19 protein-coding genes are annotated in these 19463 nt (G+C 66.0%); 8 read left to right on the plus strand and 11 right to left on the minus strand.

The genetic code is table 11. The annotated features are described in order from the left end of the window. Nucleotides 1–35: 35 nt before the first annotated feature. From CVN68_RS12180 to CVN68_RS12195, 4 genes are all read right to left on the minus strand, one after another. Entirely contained in the window at nucleotides 36–1595 is a 1560-nt protein-coding gene (locus CVN68_RS12180) for an N-acyl-D-amino-acid deacylase family protein (protein WP_233503320.1), read from the minus strand. After that, the gene (gene dgcA, locus CVN68_RS12185) at nucleotides 1592–2581 is read right to left on the minus strand and encodes an N-acetyl-D-Glu racemase DgcA (RefSeq protein ID WP_100282443.1); all 990 of its coding nucleotides are present in this window, start codon (nucleotides 2579–2581) and stop codon (nucleotides 1592–1594) included. The genes CVN68_RS12180 and dgcA overlap by 4 nt, the downstream gene beginning before the upstream one ends. Further along, on the minus strand, nucleotides 2539–3573 hold the full coding sequence (gene dgcN, locus CVN68_RS12190; RefSeq protein WP_199560073.1) for an N-acetyltransferase DgcN: 1035 nt from the start codon (nucleotides 3571–3573) through the stop codon (nucleotides 2539–2541). The genes dgcA and dgcN overlap by 43 nt, the downstream gene beginning before the upstream one ends. A 94-nt stretch (nucleotides 3574–3667) precedes the next feature. Next, the gene (locus CVN68_RS12195) at nucleotides 3668–4552 is read right to left on the minus strand and encodes a LysR family transcriptional regulator (protein ID WP_100282445.1); all 885 of its coding nucleotides are present in this window, start codon (nucleotides 4550–4552) and stop codon (nucleotides 3668–3670) included. 56 nt (nucleotides 4553–4608) lie between these two features. On the opposite strand from CVN68_RS12195, the gene CVN68_RS12200 reads away from it, so the two are divergent. After that, nucleotides 4609–5766, plus strand: coding sequence for a serine hydrolase domain-containing protein (locus CVN68_RS12200; RefSeq protein WP_100282446.1), 1158 nt, complete (start codon nucleotides 4609–4611; stop codon nucleotides 5764–5766). A 112-nt stretch (nucleotides 5767–5878) separates the two neighbouring features. Beyond that, complete coding sequence (locus tag CVN68_RS12205) at nucleotides 5879–6649, plus strand: S8 family peptidase (RefSeq protein WP_100282447.1); 771 nt, start codon at nucleotides 5879–5881, stop codon at nucleotides 6647–6649. Between the two features lie 18 nt (nucleotides 6650–6667). On the opposite strand, the gene CVN68_RS12210 is transcribed toward CVN68_RS12205, so the two are convergent. Further along, nucleotides 6668–8191 (minus strand): hypothetical protein, encoded by a 1524-nt coding sequence (locus CVN68_RS12210; protein WP_199560074.1) that lies wholly within the window; start codon nucleotides 8189–8191, stop codon nucleotides 6668–6670. Between the two features lie 453 nt (nucleotides 8192–8644). On the opposite strand from CVN68_RS12210, the gene CVN68_RS23205 reads away from it, so the two are divergent. Beyond that, complete coding sequence (locus tag CVN68_RS23205; RefSeq protein ID WP_233503321.1) at nucleotides 8645–8806, plus strand: hypothetical protein; 162 nt, start codon at nucleotides 8645–8647, stop codon at nucleotides 8804–8806. Between the two features lie 94 nt (nucleotides 8807–8900). On the opposite strand, the gene CVN68_RS12215 is transcribed toward CVN68_RS23205, so the two are convergent. From CVN68_RS12215 to CVN68_RS12230, 4 genes are all read right to left on the minus strand, one after another. Beyond that, entirely contained in the window at nucleotides 8901–10412 is a 1512-nt protein-coding gene (locus CVN68_RS12215; protein ID WP_100282449.1) for an OprO/OprP family phosphate-selective porin, read from the minus strand. Between the two features lie 746 nt (nucleotides 10413–11158). Next, nucleotides 11159–12052: a phytanoyl-CoA dioxygenase family protein gene (locus tag CVN68_RS12220; RefSeq protein ID WP_233503322.1), complete on the minus strand. Its 894-nt coding sequence runs from the start codon at nucleotides 12050–12052 to the stop codon at nucleotides 11159–11161. A 75-nt stretch (nucleotides 12053–12127) separates the two neighbouring features. Further along, nucleotides 12128–12529: a low affinity iron permease family protein gene (locus CVN68_RS12225; RefSeq protein WP_100282451.1), complete on the minus strand. Its 402-nt coding sequence runs from the start codon at nucleotides 12527–12529 to the stop codon at nucleotides 12128–12130. 796 nt (nucleotides 12530–13325) lie between these two features. Next, the gene (locus CVN68_RS12230; protein WP_100282452.1) at nucleotides 13326–13751 is read right to left on the minus strand and encodes a cupin domain-containing protein; all 426 of its coding nucleotides are present in this window, start codon (nucleotides 13749–13751) and stop codon (nucleotides 13326–13328) included. A 118-nt stretch (nucleotides 13752–13869) separates the two neighbouring features. Here CVN68_RS12230 and CVN68_RS12235 point away from each other — a divergent pair, with 118 nt between their 5' ends. The 5 genes from CVN68_RS12235 (at nucleotide 13870) to CVN68_RS12255 (ending at nucleotide 17067) form a co-directional block, all read left to right on the plus strand. Further along, complete coding sequence (locus CVN68_RS12235) at nucleotides 13870–14217, plus strand: glycine zipper 2TM domain-containing protein (protein ID WP_199560075.1); 348 nt, start codon at nucleotides 13870–13872, stop codon at nucleotides 14215–14217. A 53-nt stretch (nucleotides 14218–14270) separates the two neighbouring features. Beyond that, the gene (locus CVN68_RS12240) at nucleotides 14271–15458 is read left to right on the plus strand and encodes a glycosyltransferase (protein WP_100282454.1); all 1188 of its coding nucleotides are present in this window, start codon (nucleotides 14271–14273) and stop codon (nucleotides 15456–15458) included. A 76-nt stretch (nucleotides 15459–15534) separates the two neighbouring features. Next, the gene (locus CVN68_RS12245; protein ID WP_100282455.1) at nucleotides 15535–15747 is read left to right on the plus strand and encodes a hypothetical protein; all 213 of its coding nucleotides are present in this window, start codon (nucleotides 15535–15537) and stop codon (nucleotides 15745–15747) included. A 79-nt stretch (nucleotides 15748–15826) separates the two neighbouring features. Further along, a complete protein-coding gene (locus CVN68_RS12250; RefSeq protein ID WP_158298866.1) occupies nucleotides 15827–16390 on the plus strand; it encodes a hypothetical protein in 564 nt (187 codons plus the stop codon). Nucleotides 16391–16431: 41 nt separating this feature from the next. Next, complete coding sequence (locus CVN68_RS12255; RefSeq protein ID WP_100282456.1) at nucleotides 16432–17067, plus strand: TMEM175 family protein; 636 nt, start codon at nucleotides 16432–16434, stop codon at nucleotides 17065–17067. A 93-nt stretch (nucleotides 17068–17160) separates the two neighbouring features. Here the strand turns inward: CVN68_RS12255 and CVN68_RS12260 are convergent, their stop codons facing one another. Both CVN68_RS12260 and CVN68_RS12265 read right to left on the minus strand, forming a co-directional pair. Continuing rightward, nucleotides 17161–17940 (minus strand): SapC family protein, encoded by a 780-nt coding sequence (locus tag CVN68_RS12260; RefSeq protein WP_100282457.1) that lies wholly within the window; start codon nucleotides 17938–17940, stop codon nucleotides 17161–17163. A gap of 51 nt (nucleotides 17941–17991) precedes the next feature. Continuing rightward, nucleotides 17992–19440, minus strand: a complete 1449-nt coding sequence (locus tag CVN68_RS12265; protein WP_100282458.1) for an FAD-binding oxidoreductase — start codon at nucleotides 19438–19440, stop codon at nucleotides 17992–17994. Nucleotides 19441–19463: the final 23 nt, after the last annotated feature.

A 19463-nucleotide genomic window follows, 5' to 3' on the forward strand; every position in this document is an offset into this window, starting at 1 on the left:
CTTCGCCGGAGCACGGGTTGGCAGGAGCACGGGCCTCACCGGCAAGTCCCGGGAGTCGGCTTGTGTGCCAGCGCGCGGCCTGCCGCCTTGCCGGTCAGCACGCCCTTGTCGAGCGCGACCACGCCGTTGACCACCACCGTCCGCATGCCCTGGGCAAGCAAGGTCGGCTGCTCATAGGTCGACCGCGCGGCATAGGTCTTGGGATCGAACACCACGACATCAGCGAACGCCCCCGCGCGGAGATGCCCACGTCCGGTCAGCCCGAAGGTGTCGGCAGTCAGCGCCGAGCTGCGTTCGATGAACTGGCGTAGCGTGATTGCCCGCTCCGCCCTCGTGTATTTCGCGTATTTCCGCGCGAAGCTGCCATAGACGCGTGGATGGCCGCCCGATGCGTCGGAGCTCGTCATCACCCAGGGCTGCTGCATGAAGCGCGTGATGTCGGTCTCGCTCTGGTTGAACGAGACCACCCCCGGATCGCCGATACGGATGACGGCGATCGCCGCGTTCACCGGGTCCTGCCCCAGCGCCTTTGCGACATCGGCCAGCGTCCGATTGACGTACTTCCCTTCGACGATCAGCAATTTGTCCGCGCCGCCGCGCTTGCGCAGATTCTCGACGATACCGCTGCGTAACTTCCCGGCGAGCGCAGGATCGTCGAAGCGCTCGAGCAAGACCGGCCGGCCGCCGTCCTGCGCCCAAAGCGGCATCAGCGAGGCGACGAGGCTCGTGCCCGAGGCCGACCAAGGATATTGGTCCGCGGTCACTTTCTGGCCGCTACGCCGCGCTACCGCGATCCGGGCGATGATCGCCGGCGCCTGTCCTTGCACGTCGACGCCGAGCGCCTTGATATGACTGATATGCGCGGGCAGCCCGCCCTGCTTGCCGATCGCGATCACCTCGTCGATCGCCGCGGCGAGTCCGACGGTGTAGCTGGATTCGTCGCGGATATGGCTGTCATAGACTCCGCCGCGCCTGCCCGCTTCCCGCGCAAGCGCCACCACTTCACCGGTCTTCGCAAAGCTCTGTGGTGCATAGAAGAGCCCGGTCGACAGCCCGAGCGCGCCTTCGCACATCGCGTTCGCGACAAGGCTCTTCATCTGCGCCAGCTCGGTGTCGGTCGGTACGCGATCGGCCTCGCCCACCACTTTCTCGCGCACCGCGCCGAAGCCGACATAGGCGGCATAGTTGATTCCCACCGGCTTCGCCGCGGCGCTGCCCAGCACCCTGGCCACCTCGGGACTGCCGCCGCCGTCATTGCCGATGAAAGCGGTGGTCACGCCTTGCATCAGGAAGGCGGGGACCAGCCGCTTCGCCGGGTCGTCCGCGGTCAGCTCGCCGCCCATATGCGTGTGCGGATCGATGAAGCCCGGCGCGACGATCATGCCCTTCGCGTCGATTACCCGCGTCGCGGTGACATCGGCATGGCGGCCGACCGAGACGATGTGATCGCCAAGGATCGCGACGTCGCCGACAAAGGGCTCGGCCGAACCGGTGTAGATCGTGCCGCCGCGGATCAGCAGGTCGACCGTGCGCGGGGCGGGCGATGCCGCTCCCAGCGACAAGGTCGCCATCCCGAGCAGCAGCGCGACCTTCATAGCGTTCCCCAAAACCCCGGTTGCGGCGGCCAGAGCCGGCCGGCTTCGTCGCGCACCCCGCCCGGCCGATCCTCCCTGAGCCAGATCGGACCGTCAAGGTCGACGAAGTCGCTCATCCGGGCAATGTGCAAAGCCGGCGCGATCGACAGCGACGAACTAATCATGCAGCCGGTCATCAGCCCCAGCCCCCGTTCCCGCGCGCCCCGGGCGAGTGCGAGCGCCTCCGTCAGCCCGCCCGATTTGTCGAGCTTGACGTTCACCACCTGGTAGCGCCGCGCGACCTGATCGAGATCCGCGGTGACATGGACCGATTCATCGGCGCAGATCGGCACTTCCGGCGTGAAATCCTCGAGCCATTCGTCGGCGTCCGCGGGCACTGGCTGTTCGAGCAGATCGACGCGCAGCGCCACCAGCACCACTTGCATGGCGCGCACCAGCTGCTGGTCCCAGCTCTCATTGGGATCGACGATCAGCTTGGCATTCGGGGCGGCATTGCGCACCGCGCGGATCTGGGTGTCGGGGATCGTCGCGTCGACCTTGACCTTGATCAGCGGCGCATCGGCGATCCTGCTCGCCGCGACCGCCATCGTCATCGGCGAATCGATCCCGATGGTGAGCGCGCTGATCAGCCGTTCGGGCTCGGGCGCGCCGATCTTCGCGGCGACGGTGCGGCCCGAAAGCCGCGCCTCGAGATCCCACAAAGCACAGTCCAGCGCGTTGCGCGCAGCGCCGGGCGGGAGCAGCCCGAGCAGCTGCGCGCGGTCCGCGCCGCCTTCGAGCGCGACGCGCACGTCCTCGATACCGGCGAGCGCGCTCTCGATGCTCTCGCCATAGCGGGCATAGGGCACGCCCTCGCCGCGCCCGACCACCCCGCCCTGCGCCAGCTCCACCGTGACCACCTCCGCCTGCGTCTTGACGCCGCGGGAGATCCGGAAGGGCTGGCTCAGCGGGAAGCTATCGTGCTGCGCGCGGAGGGTACGGGACATAAAAGTTGGTCGAGAATCGCATCGACGCCGAAGGCGATCGGATCGGTGCAGGGCAGACCGTAGCGGTCCGCGGTTCGCGCGCACAGTGCGCGGGCCTCAGCCGCGTCCATCACCGAAGTGTTGAGGCAGATGCCGACCGTGCGGACATCCGGGCTGGTCAGCCGCGCTACCGCCAGATTCATCTCGATGCATTCGCCCAGATCCGGAAGCGCCCGTCCGGGAATGCCGCGCATGTGGAGCCGGTTCGGATCGTGGCACATCACGATCGCTTCGGGCTGGGCGCCGTGGAGCAGCCCGGTCGACACGCCGGCAAAGCTCGGATGGAACAGCGAGCCCTGCCCTTCGATCAGGTCCCAGCCGTCGTCGTCACGGGCCGGGGCGAGTTGCTCGATTCCACCCGAAATGAAGTCCGCGACCACGGCGTCGATCGGCACGCCGCCGCCCGCGATCAGGATGCCCGTCTGCCCGGTCGCGCGGAAATCGGCCTTGATCCCGCGCGCCTGCATGCCCTGGGCGAGCGCCAGCGTGGTGTACATCTTGCCAACCGAGCAATCGGTGCCGACCGTCAACAGCCGATGACCGGCGCGCTTGTTGCCGTTGCCCACCTTCAGATCCGCGGGCGGATCGCGCACGTCGAACAGCTGGAGCCCCTTCTCCCTCGCGAGCGCCGCCAGCAGCGGCTGATCGCGCAGCCGCTGGTGGAGCCCGGAGGCGACGTTCATCCCGGCCTCCAGCGCCGCAACTGCATCGTCAACCAGGTCGCGGCCCAAAGTCCCGCCCGAATTGGCGATGCCGAGCACCAGAGTCTTCGCCCCCGCCGCCGCGCCTTCGGCGATCGTCATCCGCGGCATGCCCACGGTCAGCGGGCAATCGTCATAGCGGAACTCCCCGACGCAATCCTGCGGACGGAAAGCCGCCAGCCCGCGCGAAGTCTTGATGCCGACGGCGTCGGTGCTGTGGCCGAGATAGAGCAAATAGGGAGCAGGGATCATCACCGGGTCATCCGTATCGCGCGGGCTTAAAAGTCTGCGCATAACGTCTGACGCGCGCGGCATAGCCCCTTGTTATGGCTCGCTACACCCCCCGCTATGCAACGTCGATCACGCTCCGCAGCGTCTTGAGGAAATCGGTGGCGAGCGCAGTGAGCGGCCGATTGTGCAGATACATCGCATGCACGCCGAAGGTGATCGGCGGTTTCAGCGGCCGCATCGCCAGCCCCGGCGCCAGCGAAGCCTGCGCGGTGAAGCTGTCGACCACGGTCATGCCGACGCCCTGCTGCACCAGAGCCGCGGCGATGTAGAAGGTCCGCGCGAGGATCACGTCGTCGAGGACAATCCCCTGCCGCTGAACTTCCTGTGTGAACAATTGGCCCATCGGCCCGCTGGTCGCGAGACTGATGAAGCGGTGCCCCTCAAGGCAGCGCATGTCGCAGCGCGGCGGCGCGTCGGGCATGTCCTGCTCGCGATAGAACACCACCAGCTCGCCTTCGCCGAGCGGCTTGTGATCGATCGGCGCCGCGGGCGGCACTTCATAGGCGATGGCGATGTCGGTCTCGCGCTCGAACAATTTGCGCAGCAGATCGTCGTGGTGGACAGTCTGGAGGTCGAACTTGACGTTCTCGCGCGTCTTCAGGAACTGCGCCACCGCGGTCGGCAGCGCCTGCAAGGCCAGGCTCGGCAGCGCCGAGACGCGCAACATGCCCCCTGCCCCGCGCCGCAGATTCTTGCCCGCCTCGCGCAGGGCATAGACCCGGTCCTGGATCTCCGAGACTTCGGTGAACAGGGTGTGCGCATCCTCGGTCGGCACCAGCCGGCCGTTGGTCCGCTGAAACAGCTGGAAGCCGAGCAAGGACTCCGCGTGCCGCAGCATCTTCGACACCGAAGGCTGCGACACGTTGAGCGCGCGCGCCGCGCCGCTGACCGAGCCGTTCACATAGACCGCGTGGAAGATTTCGATATGCCGCAGGTTCATGGGTGTGAAGACTATCGCTATTTGCGAAAAGGGAAAGCGCCCGTCATCCTGACTGCATGTTGCTCCCTGCCTTGCTCCTCGCGGCCGTACCCCAAACCGCTCCCGAACCCGTCGCCACCGTGCGCGTCGCGTTCGATGCCAAAAGAGAGACTGGGGTCGCCACGGCGGGCTATGCCGACCTGGCGGCGAAGCGACCGGTCACGCCCGACGATCCGGTCCGAATTGCCTCGGTCTCGAAGCTCGTCGTCGCCATCGGTGTGCTGCGGCTGGTCGAGCAGGGCAAGCTGAACCTTGACGCCGATGTTTCGCAGGCACTCGGCCGGAAGCTGCGCAATCCCGCCTTTCCCGAGACCCCGGTCACGCTGCGCCTGCTGCTCTCGCATCGATCGAGCCTGACCGACACTGTCGATTATGTCCTGCCGCTCGATGCCGACATGGCGGGCGTGCTCGCCGACCCCAGGGCCTGGGATGCCGAACACGCGCCGGGGACCTTCTTCCGCTACACCAACTTCAATTTCCCGGTGATCGCCGCCGTAATCGAGCGGGCCACTGGCGAGCGCTTCGACCGGCTGATGGACCGGCTCGTGCTCAAGCCGCTCAAGCTCGACGCGTGCTACAATTGGGCCAGCTGCGCACCCGCGACCGCCGCACGCGCTGTCGTGATCTATCGCGCGAAGCAGCCGACCAAGGACGACAACCAGGGCACTGCGCCCGCCTGTGCAGTGACTCCCGCCGCTGACGGCAGCTGCGACCTCGCCAAATGGCGCGCGGGCGCCAACGGCGCGATCTTCTCGCCGCAGGGCGGTCTGCGGATTTCCGCCCGCGGACTGGCAAAGATCGGCCGCCTGCTTTTGAATCGCGGCAAGGCGGACGGCGTCCGCCTGCTCACCCGCAAATCGGTCGCGCTGCTCGAGACTCCGCTCTGGGTATTCGACGGCAGCAATGGCGATACCAGCAATGGCTTCTATTGCAGCTACGGCCTTGCGATGACCTTCCTCCCCACCGCACGTCCGGGCTGCAGCGATAATCTGTTCGGTGATGCGCGCCCGCGCCTCGGCCATGGCGGCGAGGCCTATGGCCTTCGCTCGGGGCTGTGGGTCGATCGGGCGGCGGGCACCGGAATCGCCTTTTTCGCCACCGACGTGCCCGACACGACCGGCGCCCGCTCGGCGTTCACGCCTGTCGAGGAAGCACTGGCTGCACCGCCGCGCTAATTCCTCCACAAATTATTAAGCATAGGCCCCGCACATTACCGCAATCCCGCCTTAAAGCTGGGTAGGATAGCAAGGACGAAGTGTATCGCTTTGACCGGGGGGTCGGGGTTCCGTGAACTCGCTTTTGATCTCGTTCGTCGCGCTGCTCGAGGCAGCCGCCCCCGTCGCCGTGCCGTCGCCGGTGGTGCCGCCGACTGCCGTGTCGGTCCAGCGCCCGCGCGTCGCGATCATCGACAGCGGCGTCGCGAGGACCGCCGAACTCGCCGCGCTCGTCTCCGCCGAATATGACATGGCCTCGGATCCCGGCCGCGCCGAATTCCAGCCGCGCTACGATCACGGCACGATGGTCGCCACGATCCTCGCCCGCGCCGCGCATGGCCAGGTCGATATCATCTCGCTGAGGATCGACGACCCCGCCGGCTGCCCCGCCGGCGCCAATCCGCCGTGTCAGCCCTCCGCCGGGCCGGTCGCCCGCGCGATCCGCCGCGCCACCGATCTCGGCGTCGACGCGATCAACATCTCGCTCGCGCTCGATCCGGACCCATCGATCACTGCCGCGATCGCCGATGCCGCCGCCAGGGGCATCCGCGTCGTGCTCGCCGCCGGCAACAACGGCTACGACCATCCCGGCAATCTCGCCCCTGCGCGCGCCGCGTTCCCCAACGCAGTGCTCGTCGGCGCAATCGATTCCGACGGAAAGCCCTGGAGCGGCACCAACCGCCCCGATGCCACGCCAGAGGGCTATAACTATGCCTGGCAGCTCGGCGTGAAGGTCCCCACCGCCGCCATCGACGGCCGCTCGGTCACCGGCACCGGCACTTCGTTCGCAGCGCCGCTCGAGACCGCGCGGTTTCTCGCCAGCCGGACCACCGCGGCGCGCTGACCCGCGTTCCGGATCGATTTACTGGAAGAAGCAGAAGATCTTCAGCACCCGGAACAGCGCGTTGTAGGTATCGGGATCCAAAGCGCCGATGTCCCCCGACAAGGCAGCGAGGATCGCGCGATCCTCGATATCCGGATGCTGCGACAACCGCGATCTGCGCAGGAGATCGATTAAATAGTCCCTGTTTTCGGCTATTCCGCGAAGCGCCACCGGCTTGAAGGTTTCCTTGACATAGTCTGCCGCGAAAACCTGGTTTCCAAGGAGCTTGCTCAGCGTGTCGCGAAGCAGGCGGCGATCCCGCCGATAACTGCGCGGCAGGCGCGAGACAAAGCGCGCCAATAGGGGATTGTGATAGGGATGGATCGGCCACAGGCCGTAGCGCAGCACTCGCTGCGACTGGCTTGCCGCTCCGCTCCAGCAAGTCTCCTGGAGCCACCCCGTCGGATAGCGGCTCCGCGCGCCGTTAGCGATCACCTGCCCCCGGTCGGTCAGGAACGGGCAGGCAGGCGGGCCATCGGGTCCCGGCGCGCCTTCCTCGCCTTGATAAGCGATATAGAGTTCGTCCCCGCCCAGTCCGGAGACGATCGTATCGATCCCCGCGGCCTGCAGCATGCCGAACATCGCCTCGAACATCTCGGGATAATTCTCGTCCTCGGGCCAGACGCCGTAACGGTTGCGGCGCAGGCTGGCCGGCGAAAAAGGCGCGAACCTCTCCGCCGGGATGCTCAAATCGTCGAACCCGCCATATTCGCGGAGCATTGCGCGGCGTTCGCGTTGCGCGGCCCCCATCTCACCATCGAACTGGGCGCCGAGGCTCATCAGGCCGGGGCCCGCAACGCTCGCCGCAGCGATCGACGTCAGCGCCGAATCCATGCCTCCGCTCAGTTCGACTGCGGTTCGGGATGGATCGAACGGCCGCGCCTCGATGATCGCCTTGACCGCCTCGAACAAGCGCGACTCGATATCGGCGCCCGGAGAGATTTCGTGCGGGCCGTCGTGATCCACGGCGACAGGCAATTCGACATCCACCCCGCGCATGCTTGCCGTGAGCGTCGCGCCGGCGGTCGCACGATGCATGCCTGCGACGATCGTCGTCGGGCCGTAGGTCGACAAGCCGGCGATCTGGGCCAAGGCAATCTCCCAGACAATCTCGACCTCTCGAGTACCGAGCAATCGCGCATAGTCCCAGTCGACAGACACGCCGCCTTGATCGGCGAGCAGATAGATCGGGATCGAGACCATCGGCGATGCGCGATAGGATATGGTCCTCCGTCGGCGATCGATCGTGAGGACGGCGAAGTCCAGAAGATGTTCTTCGAGCTCGGCCAGCCTGTCCTGAAGCGCCGAATCGGATAGCCGGGAGAGCCCGATGCCTTCCAGATCGTCCGCGAATCGCTCGCAGGAGACGATGGCTATGCGATCGTCGCTTTCGAGCACGTCGGTGCGCAGCAGACGATGGCGGACGGGAAATATCCGGGAGCGCCCCAGAAACAATCCCCCATCGATCAGGTCGATGGGGGACGTCAGATCATCGAATTCCAACCTGGCGTGAAACACCGCGATCTATGCCGTAGTCTCTGAAGGTTGGAAAATGTCGAGCCTACGCTTCGCCGAAGACTCGATCATCGCCTATGAACACTTTAATTGCGACGGGCCGAACACGTCCCCGAGCCGCTTCGGGAGCCAATGAGAAGTCGAGGGCCTTGAGCTGGACACGCAACTGTTCCGACTTTGTCGATCTGGTCATGTCATTCTCCTCGTGGCCGGGACGACAGCTGACAGTTACTGGCCAACCTTCAACGTCCCAGCCTTTCGAAGCTAGTCCTTTTCTTCGGTACGTTGCAATTGCTTTCGATGCGCTTTTATCACCGGGGACCAAGATCTGGCAGACCAGCAATTCGGGGCTGATGTTCCATGCACAGGCGCCGGCGACGGTGCGCCGCTGGCCCCCAGGCCAGGCTCGAAGTGCCCCCTGACGGCTCGATCACCCAACCCGTGCTGCGTTATGCCGCGGTCGAACTGGATCCCGCGGACAAGACGCCTCCGCCGCGGATCGCCGCGGCGGGGGCAGGTGCAACTCCGACAAGGCTATATCGCGCTGCAGAGGAAGGACCCCGGACCGAGTTCCGCAGTACCAAGCCGCAGCGGCTGGATTGAGCGCGCCGCTCCAGGCAATGCTGTTGGCCGGTCAGCGTCGCGGACTCGAGGGTCCTGACGCCGACCGGCCAAATGGGTGTTAGCCAAATTGGTGCTAGAAAGTCACCCCGACGCCTGCGGTTACGGTTTCTCCGGAATCCTTGCCGATATAGGCACCTGCGCGATTGTCGGTGTTCCAGTGGATCGCATTGAACTGAAGGCGGATCACGCTGTCGAGATACCAGTTTGCGCCGGCAGTCGCCGCCCAACCCTTGCCCCCGGTCAGGAGGTCCGAATAATCGATATTCTCGTAGCGTGCGGTAAGCTCGATCGCACCGGGGCCGCCATCGAAGACCGGCCGCAGCACCTTCGGCTGTGCAAAGGTGCCAAGACGTGGGTTATAGGGTGGCAGATCGCCCGTGATGAACCAGCCGCTCGACAGGCTCCACGCGCGGCTCTCGAAATCGGGCCGTCCCTTGTCCAGCCGCGCCTGGCGCTGGCCGGCCTCGCCCATCACCCAGAAGGGTCCGACATAGCCGCCGACTTCGGCGCCATAACCGGTCGTTCCCGTTCCGCCGACCAGCGGGCCGCTGGAGACGCGCAGGGCGCCGTTGAAACGGCCGCCGATGACAGTGTTGCGGGTGAGCGTACCCGGCCCCTTGGCCAGCGCTTCGTCGAAGCCCCACAGCCCCAGATGCACGATGGAGCGCCCGGTTTTGATCGGGTTCCAGTGCGCCCGCGCCATCACCGTGCGGCTGTCGCCGACCGTCTGGCTGGCGTCGACTGAATCACCGCTGAGGGTGATCGAGGCATGCCCGGTGCTCCAGAACAGCCGCGGCATGATCGAGATGGCATAGAAGCCGCGCTGCGGAATGATCGACGTCGCGACGACGTTGCGCTCGAGGAAAGGCGGCGCATCGGATCCGCTCGACCCCTCGAAGCTGCGGTCGTTGAACATATTGCCGACGCGCACATCGTAGGAGATCTTGCCGATGGTGTCGCGCCAACCGATGAACGCCGTGCCGACATCGGATACGTTGTCTGCGAAGTCGTTTTCGAACTGGTAGAAGAAGTGCGGACCCACACCGCCTTCGACGCCGATACGCAACGCGCGCATGCCCGTCGTCGTGATGTTCCGCCCCTCATACTCCGAACCGAAGGTGGAACTGGCGTGGGATATGATGCGGCCGCGCATCTTGAACATGAACTTGCCGTCCGGCGAGCGGAACGTCGGCAAGCCGCCCTTCCATTCGACCATGACGCCGGCGGCGTCCCGGGCAGCGGCACGGGCCTGCGCGACATCCTGCTCGGCCGGGCTTGCCGCGACGATCTGCGGCGCAAAAGACGCTGTCGCATTCTCTTCGTCAGCGATCGGGCGCTGATTTGCTGCCTGCTCCGTCCGTGCGGGCGACCGCGCCGAGGCAGCGGGTGCGGAAGCAGCGACATCCAGCGCCGGCTGGCGGCCTTCGATCCGGTCGAGCCGCGTGCGCAGGGCCGCGATTTCAGCGGCTTGGGCGCGGACGAGCGCAGCGAGTTCGGCCTGATCGGCCGGCGTGGTCTGCGCGAGCGCCGGCGTAGCGAGGAGGAGAGCGGACAGGGCCGCACCAGTATTGAGCAGGATTTTCATGCAAGGTTCCGGTTGGTTGGTCGAGCAAACGGCTTGGCCGCATATTTGCGGGCCAATGCCTGGTCGTGGTTCGTGGGTGTGCGGGCGGTGCCTTGATGGCCCACGTCGCGCTTCTGGTTGGATTCAACCCGGGCGGGGGGCCATTTTTCGAACCGTTCAGGAGCAGCCTGCGCCATCTGGGCAATGCTGCGAGAAGCTTGCGATGCTCCTCCGAATTACGAACTTTTCGAGATGGTCTCTTCTTGCCGCCTGGCTTGATGTTTTCCTTATAGGCGACAGGCGAGAGAACCGTCTTCGACCGACTTATTTTATGGAGCAGTTATAGCGGCTTGCCCTGGCGCCGCTGCCCGGGCGGATCGCTTCGCCATATCCGTCGCCGGATCAGCATGCCCGTATCGAGCCTGAAAGCCCGCGAGCCGGACGGTTACAACCGCTTCCTTCTTAGCGCTGGCAATGTAGGATTTGTTCTGCTTTTGTTTGGCCATGCCGACGCCGCAATCGCCTCGACAAATTGTCTCCGCAGTCGGTCGGTCGCTTGACTCGCGAATAGGATATCGAGTCAATCGCGCGCGGTTGACTCGGGCGTTCGCAACGCAAAAAAACAATGCAAATCAGCACTTTATAGAACCAACCGAAAGGTTGGCTGCTTCAGGACGGCCAACCTTCTGGTTGGCTGGCGAAGCGACGCAGGCACATGCCCGGCAAGCGACGGCGGGCCGGCCGGACGCCGTCCGCGCCAGCTGTGCTCAAACGTAATGCGGTTCGCCGCGCTCGCGCAATTCCTCATAATGGACCAGCGCCGGCTCGGGCCCGAGCTGCACCGGCTCGCCGCCGCGGAATGCCCATTCGCCGCGGTCGCAATCCTCGGCGCGGACATAGCCGTTGATGTAGAGCCTGCGCTGGTGATCCGACCGGTTGGTCCCCGATCCGTGGACCAGATAGGGGTTCCACAACGCCAGGTCGCCCGGCTCGAGCACCAGATCGAAGGCCTCGCCGGGGGAAAGACCCGCCGCGAGCAACACATCGTCGGCCATCGCATTGCCGAGCACTTCGGTCGCGGTGTCGAGATCGATGTCGCCTGCCAGATGGGTGCGGGGCAAAAAGCGCATGCAGCCCGATTCCGGTGTATGCGGGTCGATCGCGAGGCCGGTCTGGACATAGGAAGTGCCGAGATTGCGATAGCATGGGTCGGGCTTGCGGAAGCGCGAATCCTGGTGCCACGCGAAATCGCCGGTCCCGCCGGGCGTCTTCCAGTGGAGCTGGTTGATGATCTGCTTGATATCGCCGCCGATCAGCGGCAGCAGCATCGCCGCGAAGCGCGGATCGAGCCGCACCCGGTTCAACACCGGCTGATGATAAGACGGCCATTGCACCATCCGCACCAGCGGCTCGCCGCCCTCCTGTGGTGCGACATTGTAGAACAGATTGCCGTGGCGGAAGCTGCGCCCATGCGCGACGCCCTCGGCATGGATCTGATCGATCGCGGTGCCGATCTCCTTTACGTCCTCGCGCCCGAAAAAGCCGCGCAGCACCGCATAGCCGTCGCGCCGGAATTTCGCGGCATAATCGCCGTCGGCGACGCCACTACGCAGCCCAGGCTGTTCGAATCCCACCTTTTCCTCCACGTCCGGACTCTGCAACCTTGGCGCGTCGAGCGGCGTGGCGGCAAGAAGCGTACGGGCACTCGCCAATGCCCTCCGGCTATGGCGCGAGGGTCACCGCCGCCGAAGCAGCCGGCCGATACCCTGATGCGGCTCGGGTGCTTCGCGTCCGCATTCGCGTTCGAGCTTGTCGCGGATCGCGATGAGCTCCTTCTCGCCGAGATGCTCGATCCCGATGAACTCGTTGCGGCCATTGTCCAGCGCGCGAATCAGTTCGTCGAGCTTGGCCTGGATCGCCGCGGCGTCGCGATTCTGCGCGTTCTGGATCAGAAACACCATCAGGAAGGTGACGATCGTCGTACCGGTGTTGATCACCAGCTGCCACGTATCCGACCAGCCGAACAGCGGGCCGCTGATCCCCCAGCCCATAACGATCAGGAAGGCGACTGCGAATGACGCCGGCCTTCCTGCCCACGCCGCGACCGACTGCGCGAACCGCTCGAACACACCGCTCATGCCGCTCCCTCCCGATTTCGACATTTGGTAGCGCCGGCAGAGGCGGTGGTCAGCAGCCCGTGCGCAGGAGGTACGCGCCGCAAGCGCAGACATGCAAAAGGGGACCGGCATTGCTGCCAGTCCCCATGTCACCGGACTTCGGCTGCTGATCCCGAAGGACCGCGCTGCCTGGTTTCGGCGGCATGCTCCGCTCGCGCCGGCAAGGGCATGCGAGCTTCGCGTCGGTCACCGGGGCCGGTCGATCCGCCTGTTTCCGAGGAAACGGGCTTATTTTCCGGCCTTCGGTGGCCCGCTTCATGACTTCGCCCGAAGGCGGAGCCATGGAGCCTTGCTGGACACGATTTCCCGAGCGATCCATCGGCTTCGGCTTTCGCTTGCGCGGCACCCTTGGCCTTGGGCTTCTCTCTTCCGGGCGATCCTTCGGTCGATCTGCCGCTTGCGCGGGCCTATCGGCTTCGGTCTCGACCATCAGGCAGGTCCTTCGCTTCCGCCTGCGCTTGCGCGCCGGCTTCGGCATCCGTTCCGCCCGGCTCCGGCGTCTTCCGATATCGCCGCGACGCTTGCGTATCGCCTTGATCCCGTGACTGCCGATGCTCTCGCATCCCCGTCTCGTTCCAGCATGGTTCCCGAAGGCACCTTGCTCGCTCGATCCGTGTAAGTGGTTGATCCTGCTTTGGTTTCCCGCTGCCGAACCGTCTTCCTTACAAGACTGATGCTGTCACCGATCCCGAGTCGCGCAAAGGACGAAATGATCTCTCGGGCCTGTGGATAACGTGAATAACGGGGACGGATGCGATCATGGCGAACCGGGCGTCCATCCAGGCGGGGCAAGCTCGAAACCGGCAAAGTCGAAACCGGGGACCACGATGCAGCTCACCAGCGCCCAGCCGGAGCGCGCCTCGGTCGATTGCCAGCGACCCGCCGGCACTCGCCATTGCGGCACATAGCCGCGGGTCACGTCGCCGCCGAGCGCAATCGTCTGAATCGCGCCGTCATCCTGCTCGACCCGCAGTTCGAGCGGCGATCCCGCATGCCAGAGCCACAATTCGTCGGCGTCGACCCGGTGCCAGTGCGATCGCTGCCCCTCCTCGAGCAGGAAATGGATCGCGGTGCCCGCCGAACGCCCACCTTCCGGCGGTGCCCGCCACGTCTCGCGATACCAGCCGCCCTCGGGATGGGGCGAAAGGCCGAGCGTATCGATGATCGTTCGTGGTGCGTTCATGTGCCTAATTCCAACGTCAGATGAGCGGCACGTAGTTTCAGGTTCATGAAACCGCGCGTGGCCGCGGGACGTTTCGCTTACGGTTTCTGCAACTACAATCGATCTATGGGAGTGAATCATGCGTAAGTTCATTATGGCGCTCAGCGCCGTTGCGGTGGCGATCCCCACCGCCGTTGCCCTTCCGGCCCCCAAGGCCGAAGCCAAGTCGTACGAATATAAGCTGGACACCCAGCGCCGCCGCAGCACCTATCGTGAATGGCGCGGTCGTGACGGGCGCCGCTATTGCCGCAAGCCCAACGGCACCACCGGTCTGGTCGTCGGCGGCGTCGCCGGTGCGCTGGTCGGTCGTTCGATCGACACCCGCGGTGATCGCGCCGCCGGCACCCTGCTCGGCGCCGCCGCCGGCGCGCTCGCCGGCCGCGAGATCGAGCGGAGCACCGGCAACAATCGCCGTCGCTGCCGCTAAGGCCTGAAGCCAGCACGCGGAGCATTAACCTTGGCGCTGTATATGCGCCGCTTATGCTCCGCGTGCTGGTCCTTTCGACGCTTTTCCCCGACGCCTCGCGTCCCAATTTCGGCATCTTCGTCGAGCGCCAGTCGCTCGCTCTGGCCGAACGCGACGACGTGGCACTTCGCGTGGTTGCTCCGCTGGGCCTCCCCCCCGCCCCTCTCGATCGCCTGCCGCGCTACCGCGCCATCGCAGCGCTTCCGAAGTCCGAAGACTGGAAGGGGCTGCAGGTCCGCCGTCCCCGCTTTCGGGTATATCCCGGCACCAACGGCCGCTTTCACGCGCGCGCGCTTGCCGACGCAGTGACCCCGCTGTTGCGCGACATCCACCGTGACTTCCCCTTCGACGTGATCGACGCGGAGTTCTTTTTCCCCGACGGCGTCGCCGCGGTCGAGCTCGGCCGCCGTTTCGACGTGCCCGTGTCGATCAAGGCGCGCGGGTCGGATATCCATTACTGGGCGCGCAACCCGGCAACCGGCGCACAGATCCGCACCGCCGCGCATGCCGCCGACGGCCTGCTTTCAGTCTCCGAAGCGATGCGCGACGACATGACATCGCTCGGTCTCCCGGGGGATCGCACCGAATGCATCGTGACTGGGGTCGACTTCTCGCGCTTCACTTCCGGCGACCGCGCCGAAGCCAAGGCCGCCATCGGCGTCGAGGGCCCGCTGATCCTCTCGGTCGGCGCGCTGATCCCGCTCAAGGGCCATCAGATCGTCATCGATGCGATCGCCACCCTGCCGGGCGTCCAGCTCTGGATCGCCGGCGAGGGCCCCTTCCACGCCCAGCTCACCGCGCAGATTGCCCGGCTCGGTCTCGGCAGTCGCGTACGGTTGCTCGGCTCGGTGCCGCATGTCGAACTTCCGACGCTGCTCACTGCTGCCGACGCGATGGCGCTGGCGTCGGAACGCGAAGGCCTCGCAAATGCCTGGCTCGAGGCACTCGCGAGCGGTACTCCGGTAGTGATCCCCGACGTCGGCGGCGCGCGGCAGGTCGTGCGGAACGACACCGGTGGCCGCATCGTCGCGCGCACGCCCGATGCTTTCGCCGGCGCGCTGACGGCGTTGCTTGCCTCTCCCCCGGATCCCGCTGCCGTCCGAGCCACCGTCGCGCCCTTCACCTGGGCGGCCAATAGCGAACGGCTCCACGGCTTCCTCCAACGGCTCGCGAGCGAGCGTCGGAGCAAAGCCGCCGCCTGATCGATTCGTGGCGCGGGTGGAACGAGAGGCAGGGCGCACCGTTGACCCAGCTCGGGGCGGGTCATGGAGAGACGAGATGGCTGATCACCCAAAGCCCGACAGCGCGATCATCGGGCGCGACGCAGATGCCGCCGGACAAGTGCCGGATCGCGACGCGCTGACCGACCAGCTGGACCAGACCACCACCGAGGACGCCGGCGGCAATGTCAGCGATACCGGGACCGGCAAGGCTTGCGAGGGCCTAGAGATAGTGTTCGAGCGCGAGGAAAGCGACGACACGCGCCATTGACGCCGCCGCGACCGCGATCCGACGTTGACCGACGGGCGTCGATCCGTGACACTGGCGTCGCGACACGCGGAGGATCTAGATGGCAGGCAAGAAGAAGAAAGACGACAAGGGCGCAACCGGCAAGGGCTCGTTCCTCCCAAAGAGCATCGCCGGAGTGAAACTCCCCAAATCGGTGCGGGGCAAGCTGAGCGACCTGGCAAAGCACCCGCTCGTCGCCGACATCCTCGCCGCCGGGCTGGTCGCGATCGCCGCGAAGCTCAAGAACGAGCCCAAGGTTCAGGAGGGTGCCGCCAAGGCAGCGGACGCTGCCGCCAGCACGGCCGAAACCGTGGCGACGGCGGCTGCCGATGTGGCGACCGCGGTTGCCAAGCCCGTCGTCAAACGCACGCGCAAGACACCGGCAAAGGCGGAAAAGCCCGCCGGCGAAGCTACGGCGAAGCCGGTGACTCGCCGCACGCGCAAGCCCGCTGCCGCCGCTTCCCCGGCTACGCGCACCCGCAAGGCGCCGGCTGCTACCGCTGAAACCGCGGCCAAGCCGCCCGCACGTCGCACCCGCAAAACCGCTGATGGCAGCGCCGCCAAGCCGCGCGCGGCGCGCCGCCCCGCTCCAGGCAAACCCACAGCTCCCAAGACACCCGAATGATCCTCCGCTAACGGCGAGGCGGACATAGGAGCGGGGAAAGTATGCGCAGGATCCGTCGTGAGCCGGAACTTCACGGGCCGGGGCATGCGCTCGAACGGCTGATCTTCTTCTCGGACGCAGTGTTTGCGATCGCGATCACGCTGCTGATCATCGAGATTCACGTGCCCGAAGTGCACGGGCCCGGCAGCGATCGCGAGTTCCTGATCGCGCTCGCCCGGCTCATTCCGAATTTCATCAGCTTCTTCGTATCGTTTTTCGTGATCGGCTCATTTTGGGCCGGCCATCATCGCGTGTTCGATTGCGCGCGCCATTGGGATCCGCGGATCGTCCTCCCCAATCTGGTGCTGCTCTGCACGATCGCGGCGATGCCGTTCTTCACGGCATTATCGTCGGAATATTACGGCCACCGCGTGCCGGTCGCATTCTATAGCGGCTGGCTGGCGCTGGCGGCGCTCGCCAATATCTGGCTCCAGCGCGTCGTCACCTCCGCGCCGGTGGTCGGCGCACAGGTTTCGGCAGAGCAGCGCGGCATGCTGCGCCTGCGCGGCTATGCGACCTTGCTCGGCGCGGTCACCAGCCTGGTCGTCGGCCTGTTCGTGCCGTTTCTCGGCCAGCCGGCGCTGCTGACCATCTTCGTCTGGCGCGTCCTGCTGCAACGCCTGAACCGGGGCGGTTGAAGGACTTCAACCCGCCGACCAGGACAGCGATTTTCCGAGTTGTTTGGTGACGAGCGCGGCGGCCGAAAGCTGGCCGCCGCGCTCAGACCATTGTCAGGCCGGGTTGACCAGCTGCGGCTGCGGCATCTTGCCGAGGCGGACCTGGCGACCGAAGATGTCGCGCATCAGCGCCAGCGAGAAGAGATGCGCGTAGATCAACGGCAGCATGCCGTTCTGAACGATCTTGCGCAGCTGATCGCCGCGCAATTCGTTGAGCTTGTTCTCGTCGATCATCATGAAGCCGCGATAGATGAAGGGCTGCTCGTTGCCTTCCTGCTGGATCGTGACTTCACCGTCGATCAGGATGTTGAGTTCCTTGAGGTCCTTCATGAACATCGCAGTGCGCGCGCCGGCCTGTTCGAACTGCTCGTTGAACTGGAGAATGTTCTTGGTGGTCTCGGTCGGCTCGCCATTCTCGAACAGCTTGTCGCCGTCCTCGAACGCACCGATCGTGTCCGAAGAAGGATCGAAGCAGAGCGACAGCTCGTCGGCATCGGTCCGCAGGCGCGCGAGCAGGTAGGGATAGCGACGGATATAGGCGGGGACGTAGAAGTTCGGCTCGAGCAGCGTGCCTTCATCGTCGAAGAAGGTGTTCACACCCTCGTTCAGGCCCATCAAAGCGAGCGGAACGGGATCGTCGCCCACCGAGAACACGATCGGCAGGAAGCGCTGGACCAGCGGGAATTCCTCGACGGTGACCGGCACGGCATGCTGCTTCGCGAGGAAGGGCGCCTTGTCACGAACGCGAATGCGGAAGTCGGCGTGCGTCTGGCTCGAAAGCGGCTCGAGCTGGTTGTAGAACAACGGAAGCGACTGTTGTGGCGCACTGGCCATCCGAAACTCTCCTGAGAATGATTGCTGGAAGCGTGAAATTCGCGCGAAGGTCTATGGTCTCGCGGCGTCGGGCGCAAGCGCGACCAGTTTTCCCGGATTGAGAATATTATGCGGGTCAAGCGCGGTCTTGATCGCGCGCAGCACGGTCATCCGCGACGGCGCACTCAACCGCTCGAGCTCGGCGCGCTTCATCTGGCCGATGCCGTGTTCGGCCGAGATCGACCCGCCCGCAGCAACGACCATGTCGTGGACGTGGCGCGAGATCCCCGGGCCGTCCTCGGCATACCAGACCTGCGGATCCACCCCCGCCGGCGCGCGGACGTGGAAATGGACGTTGCCGTCGCCGAGATGCCCATAGGCCACCGCTTCGGTCCCGGGAAACCGCGCCTCGGCCTCGGCACCGCCTTCGATCATGAAGCGCGGCATGTCGTCGACCGGCACCGAAATGTCGTGCTGGAGCGCCGGCCCGCCCGCGCGCTCTGCCTCCGAGATCGAATGGCGGATGCGCCAGAAATCCTCCGCCTGCGCCTCGCTGGCGGCGATCACTGCGTCGCCGGCCAGCTCGCGCTCGAGCGCTGGGCCGAGCAGCCGCTCGAGCAAAGCCGCGGGCGCTTCGGCTGTGGGATCGGTCGCCACCGCCTCGATCAGCACATGCCATGGATGCGCAGTTGCCAGCGGCCGTCGCGTGCCGGGCACATGGCGCAGCACGAGCGCCAGCGTCTTTTCGGGCAATATCTCGAAGCTTTCGACTGCACTGGTGCCGGCTTCCAGCATCCGCAGCAGTTGCAGCGCCGCGGCGGGGCTTTCGAGGCCCACCCATCCGACTGCGCGCGCCGCCGCCCCGGGAACCAGTCGCAAGGTCGCGGCAGTGACGATGCCGAGCGTGCCTTCGGCGCCGATCAGCAGCTGGTTGAGATCATAGCCGCGATTGTCTTTCTTAAGCGCGGCGACGCCATTGTGGATCGAACCGTCGGGGAGCACCGCCTCGACGCCGGCGACGAGGCTGCGCATCGTCCCGAAACGCAGCACCTGCGTGCCGCCGGCATTGGTCGAGACCAGCCCGCCGATCGTCGCGCTCCCGCGCGCGCCCAGATCGAGCGGGAAGCGGCGCCCTGCCACCTCCGCCGCGGTCCGGAGATCGGCGAGGATCACTCCCGCTTCGGCGACGGCGAGATTGCTCACCGGCGAGAGCGCGCGGATCCGGTTCATCCGGCGAAGCGACAGCAACAGCGCCGAGCCGTCGGTGGGCGGCGTGGCGCCGCCGACCATTCCGGTATTGCCGCCCTGCGGCACTAGCGGCACCCCAGCCGCGGCCGCCAGCGCGACGATCGCGGCCACTTCGTTGGTCGAGCCGGGAGAAAGCAAAGCCGGCGCCTCCCCATGATAGCGGCCGCGCCAGTCGGTCAGCCACGGCGCGATCGCTTCGGCTTCGGTCGTCGCGACCTTGGGGCCGAAGCGTTGTTGAACGGTCTCGACAAGCTGGCTTTGTGCTGGTGTCATGGCCGCGCCCGGTTAGCATGACG

Origin of the sequence: Sphingomonas psychrotolerans, assembly GCF_002796605.1 — a bacterium.
In the GTDB taxonomy this organism is placed as follows: domain Bacteria; phylum Pseudomonadota; class Alphaproteobacteria; order Sphingomonadales; family Sphingomonadaceae; genus Sphingomonas; species Sphingomonas psychrotolerans.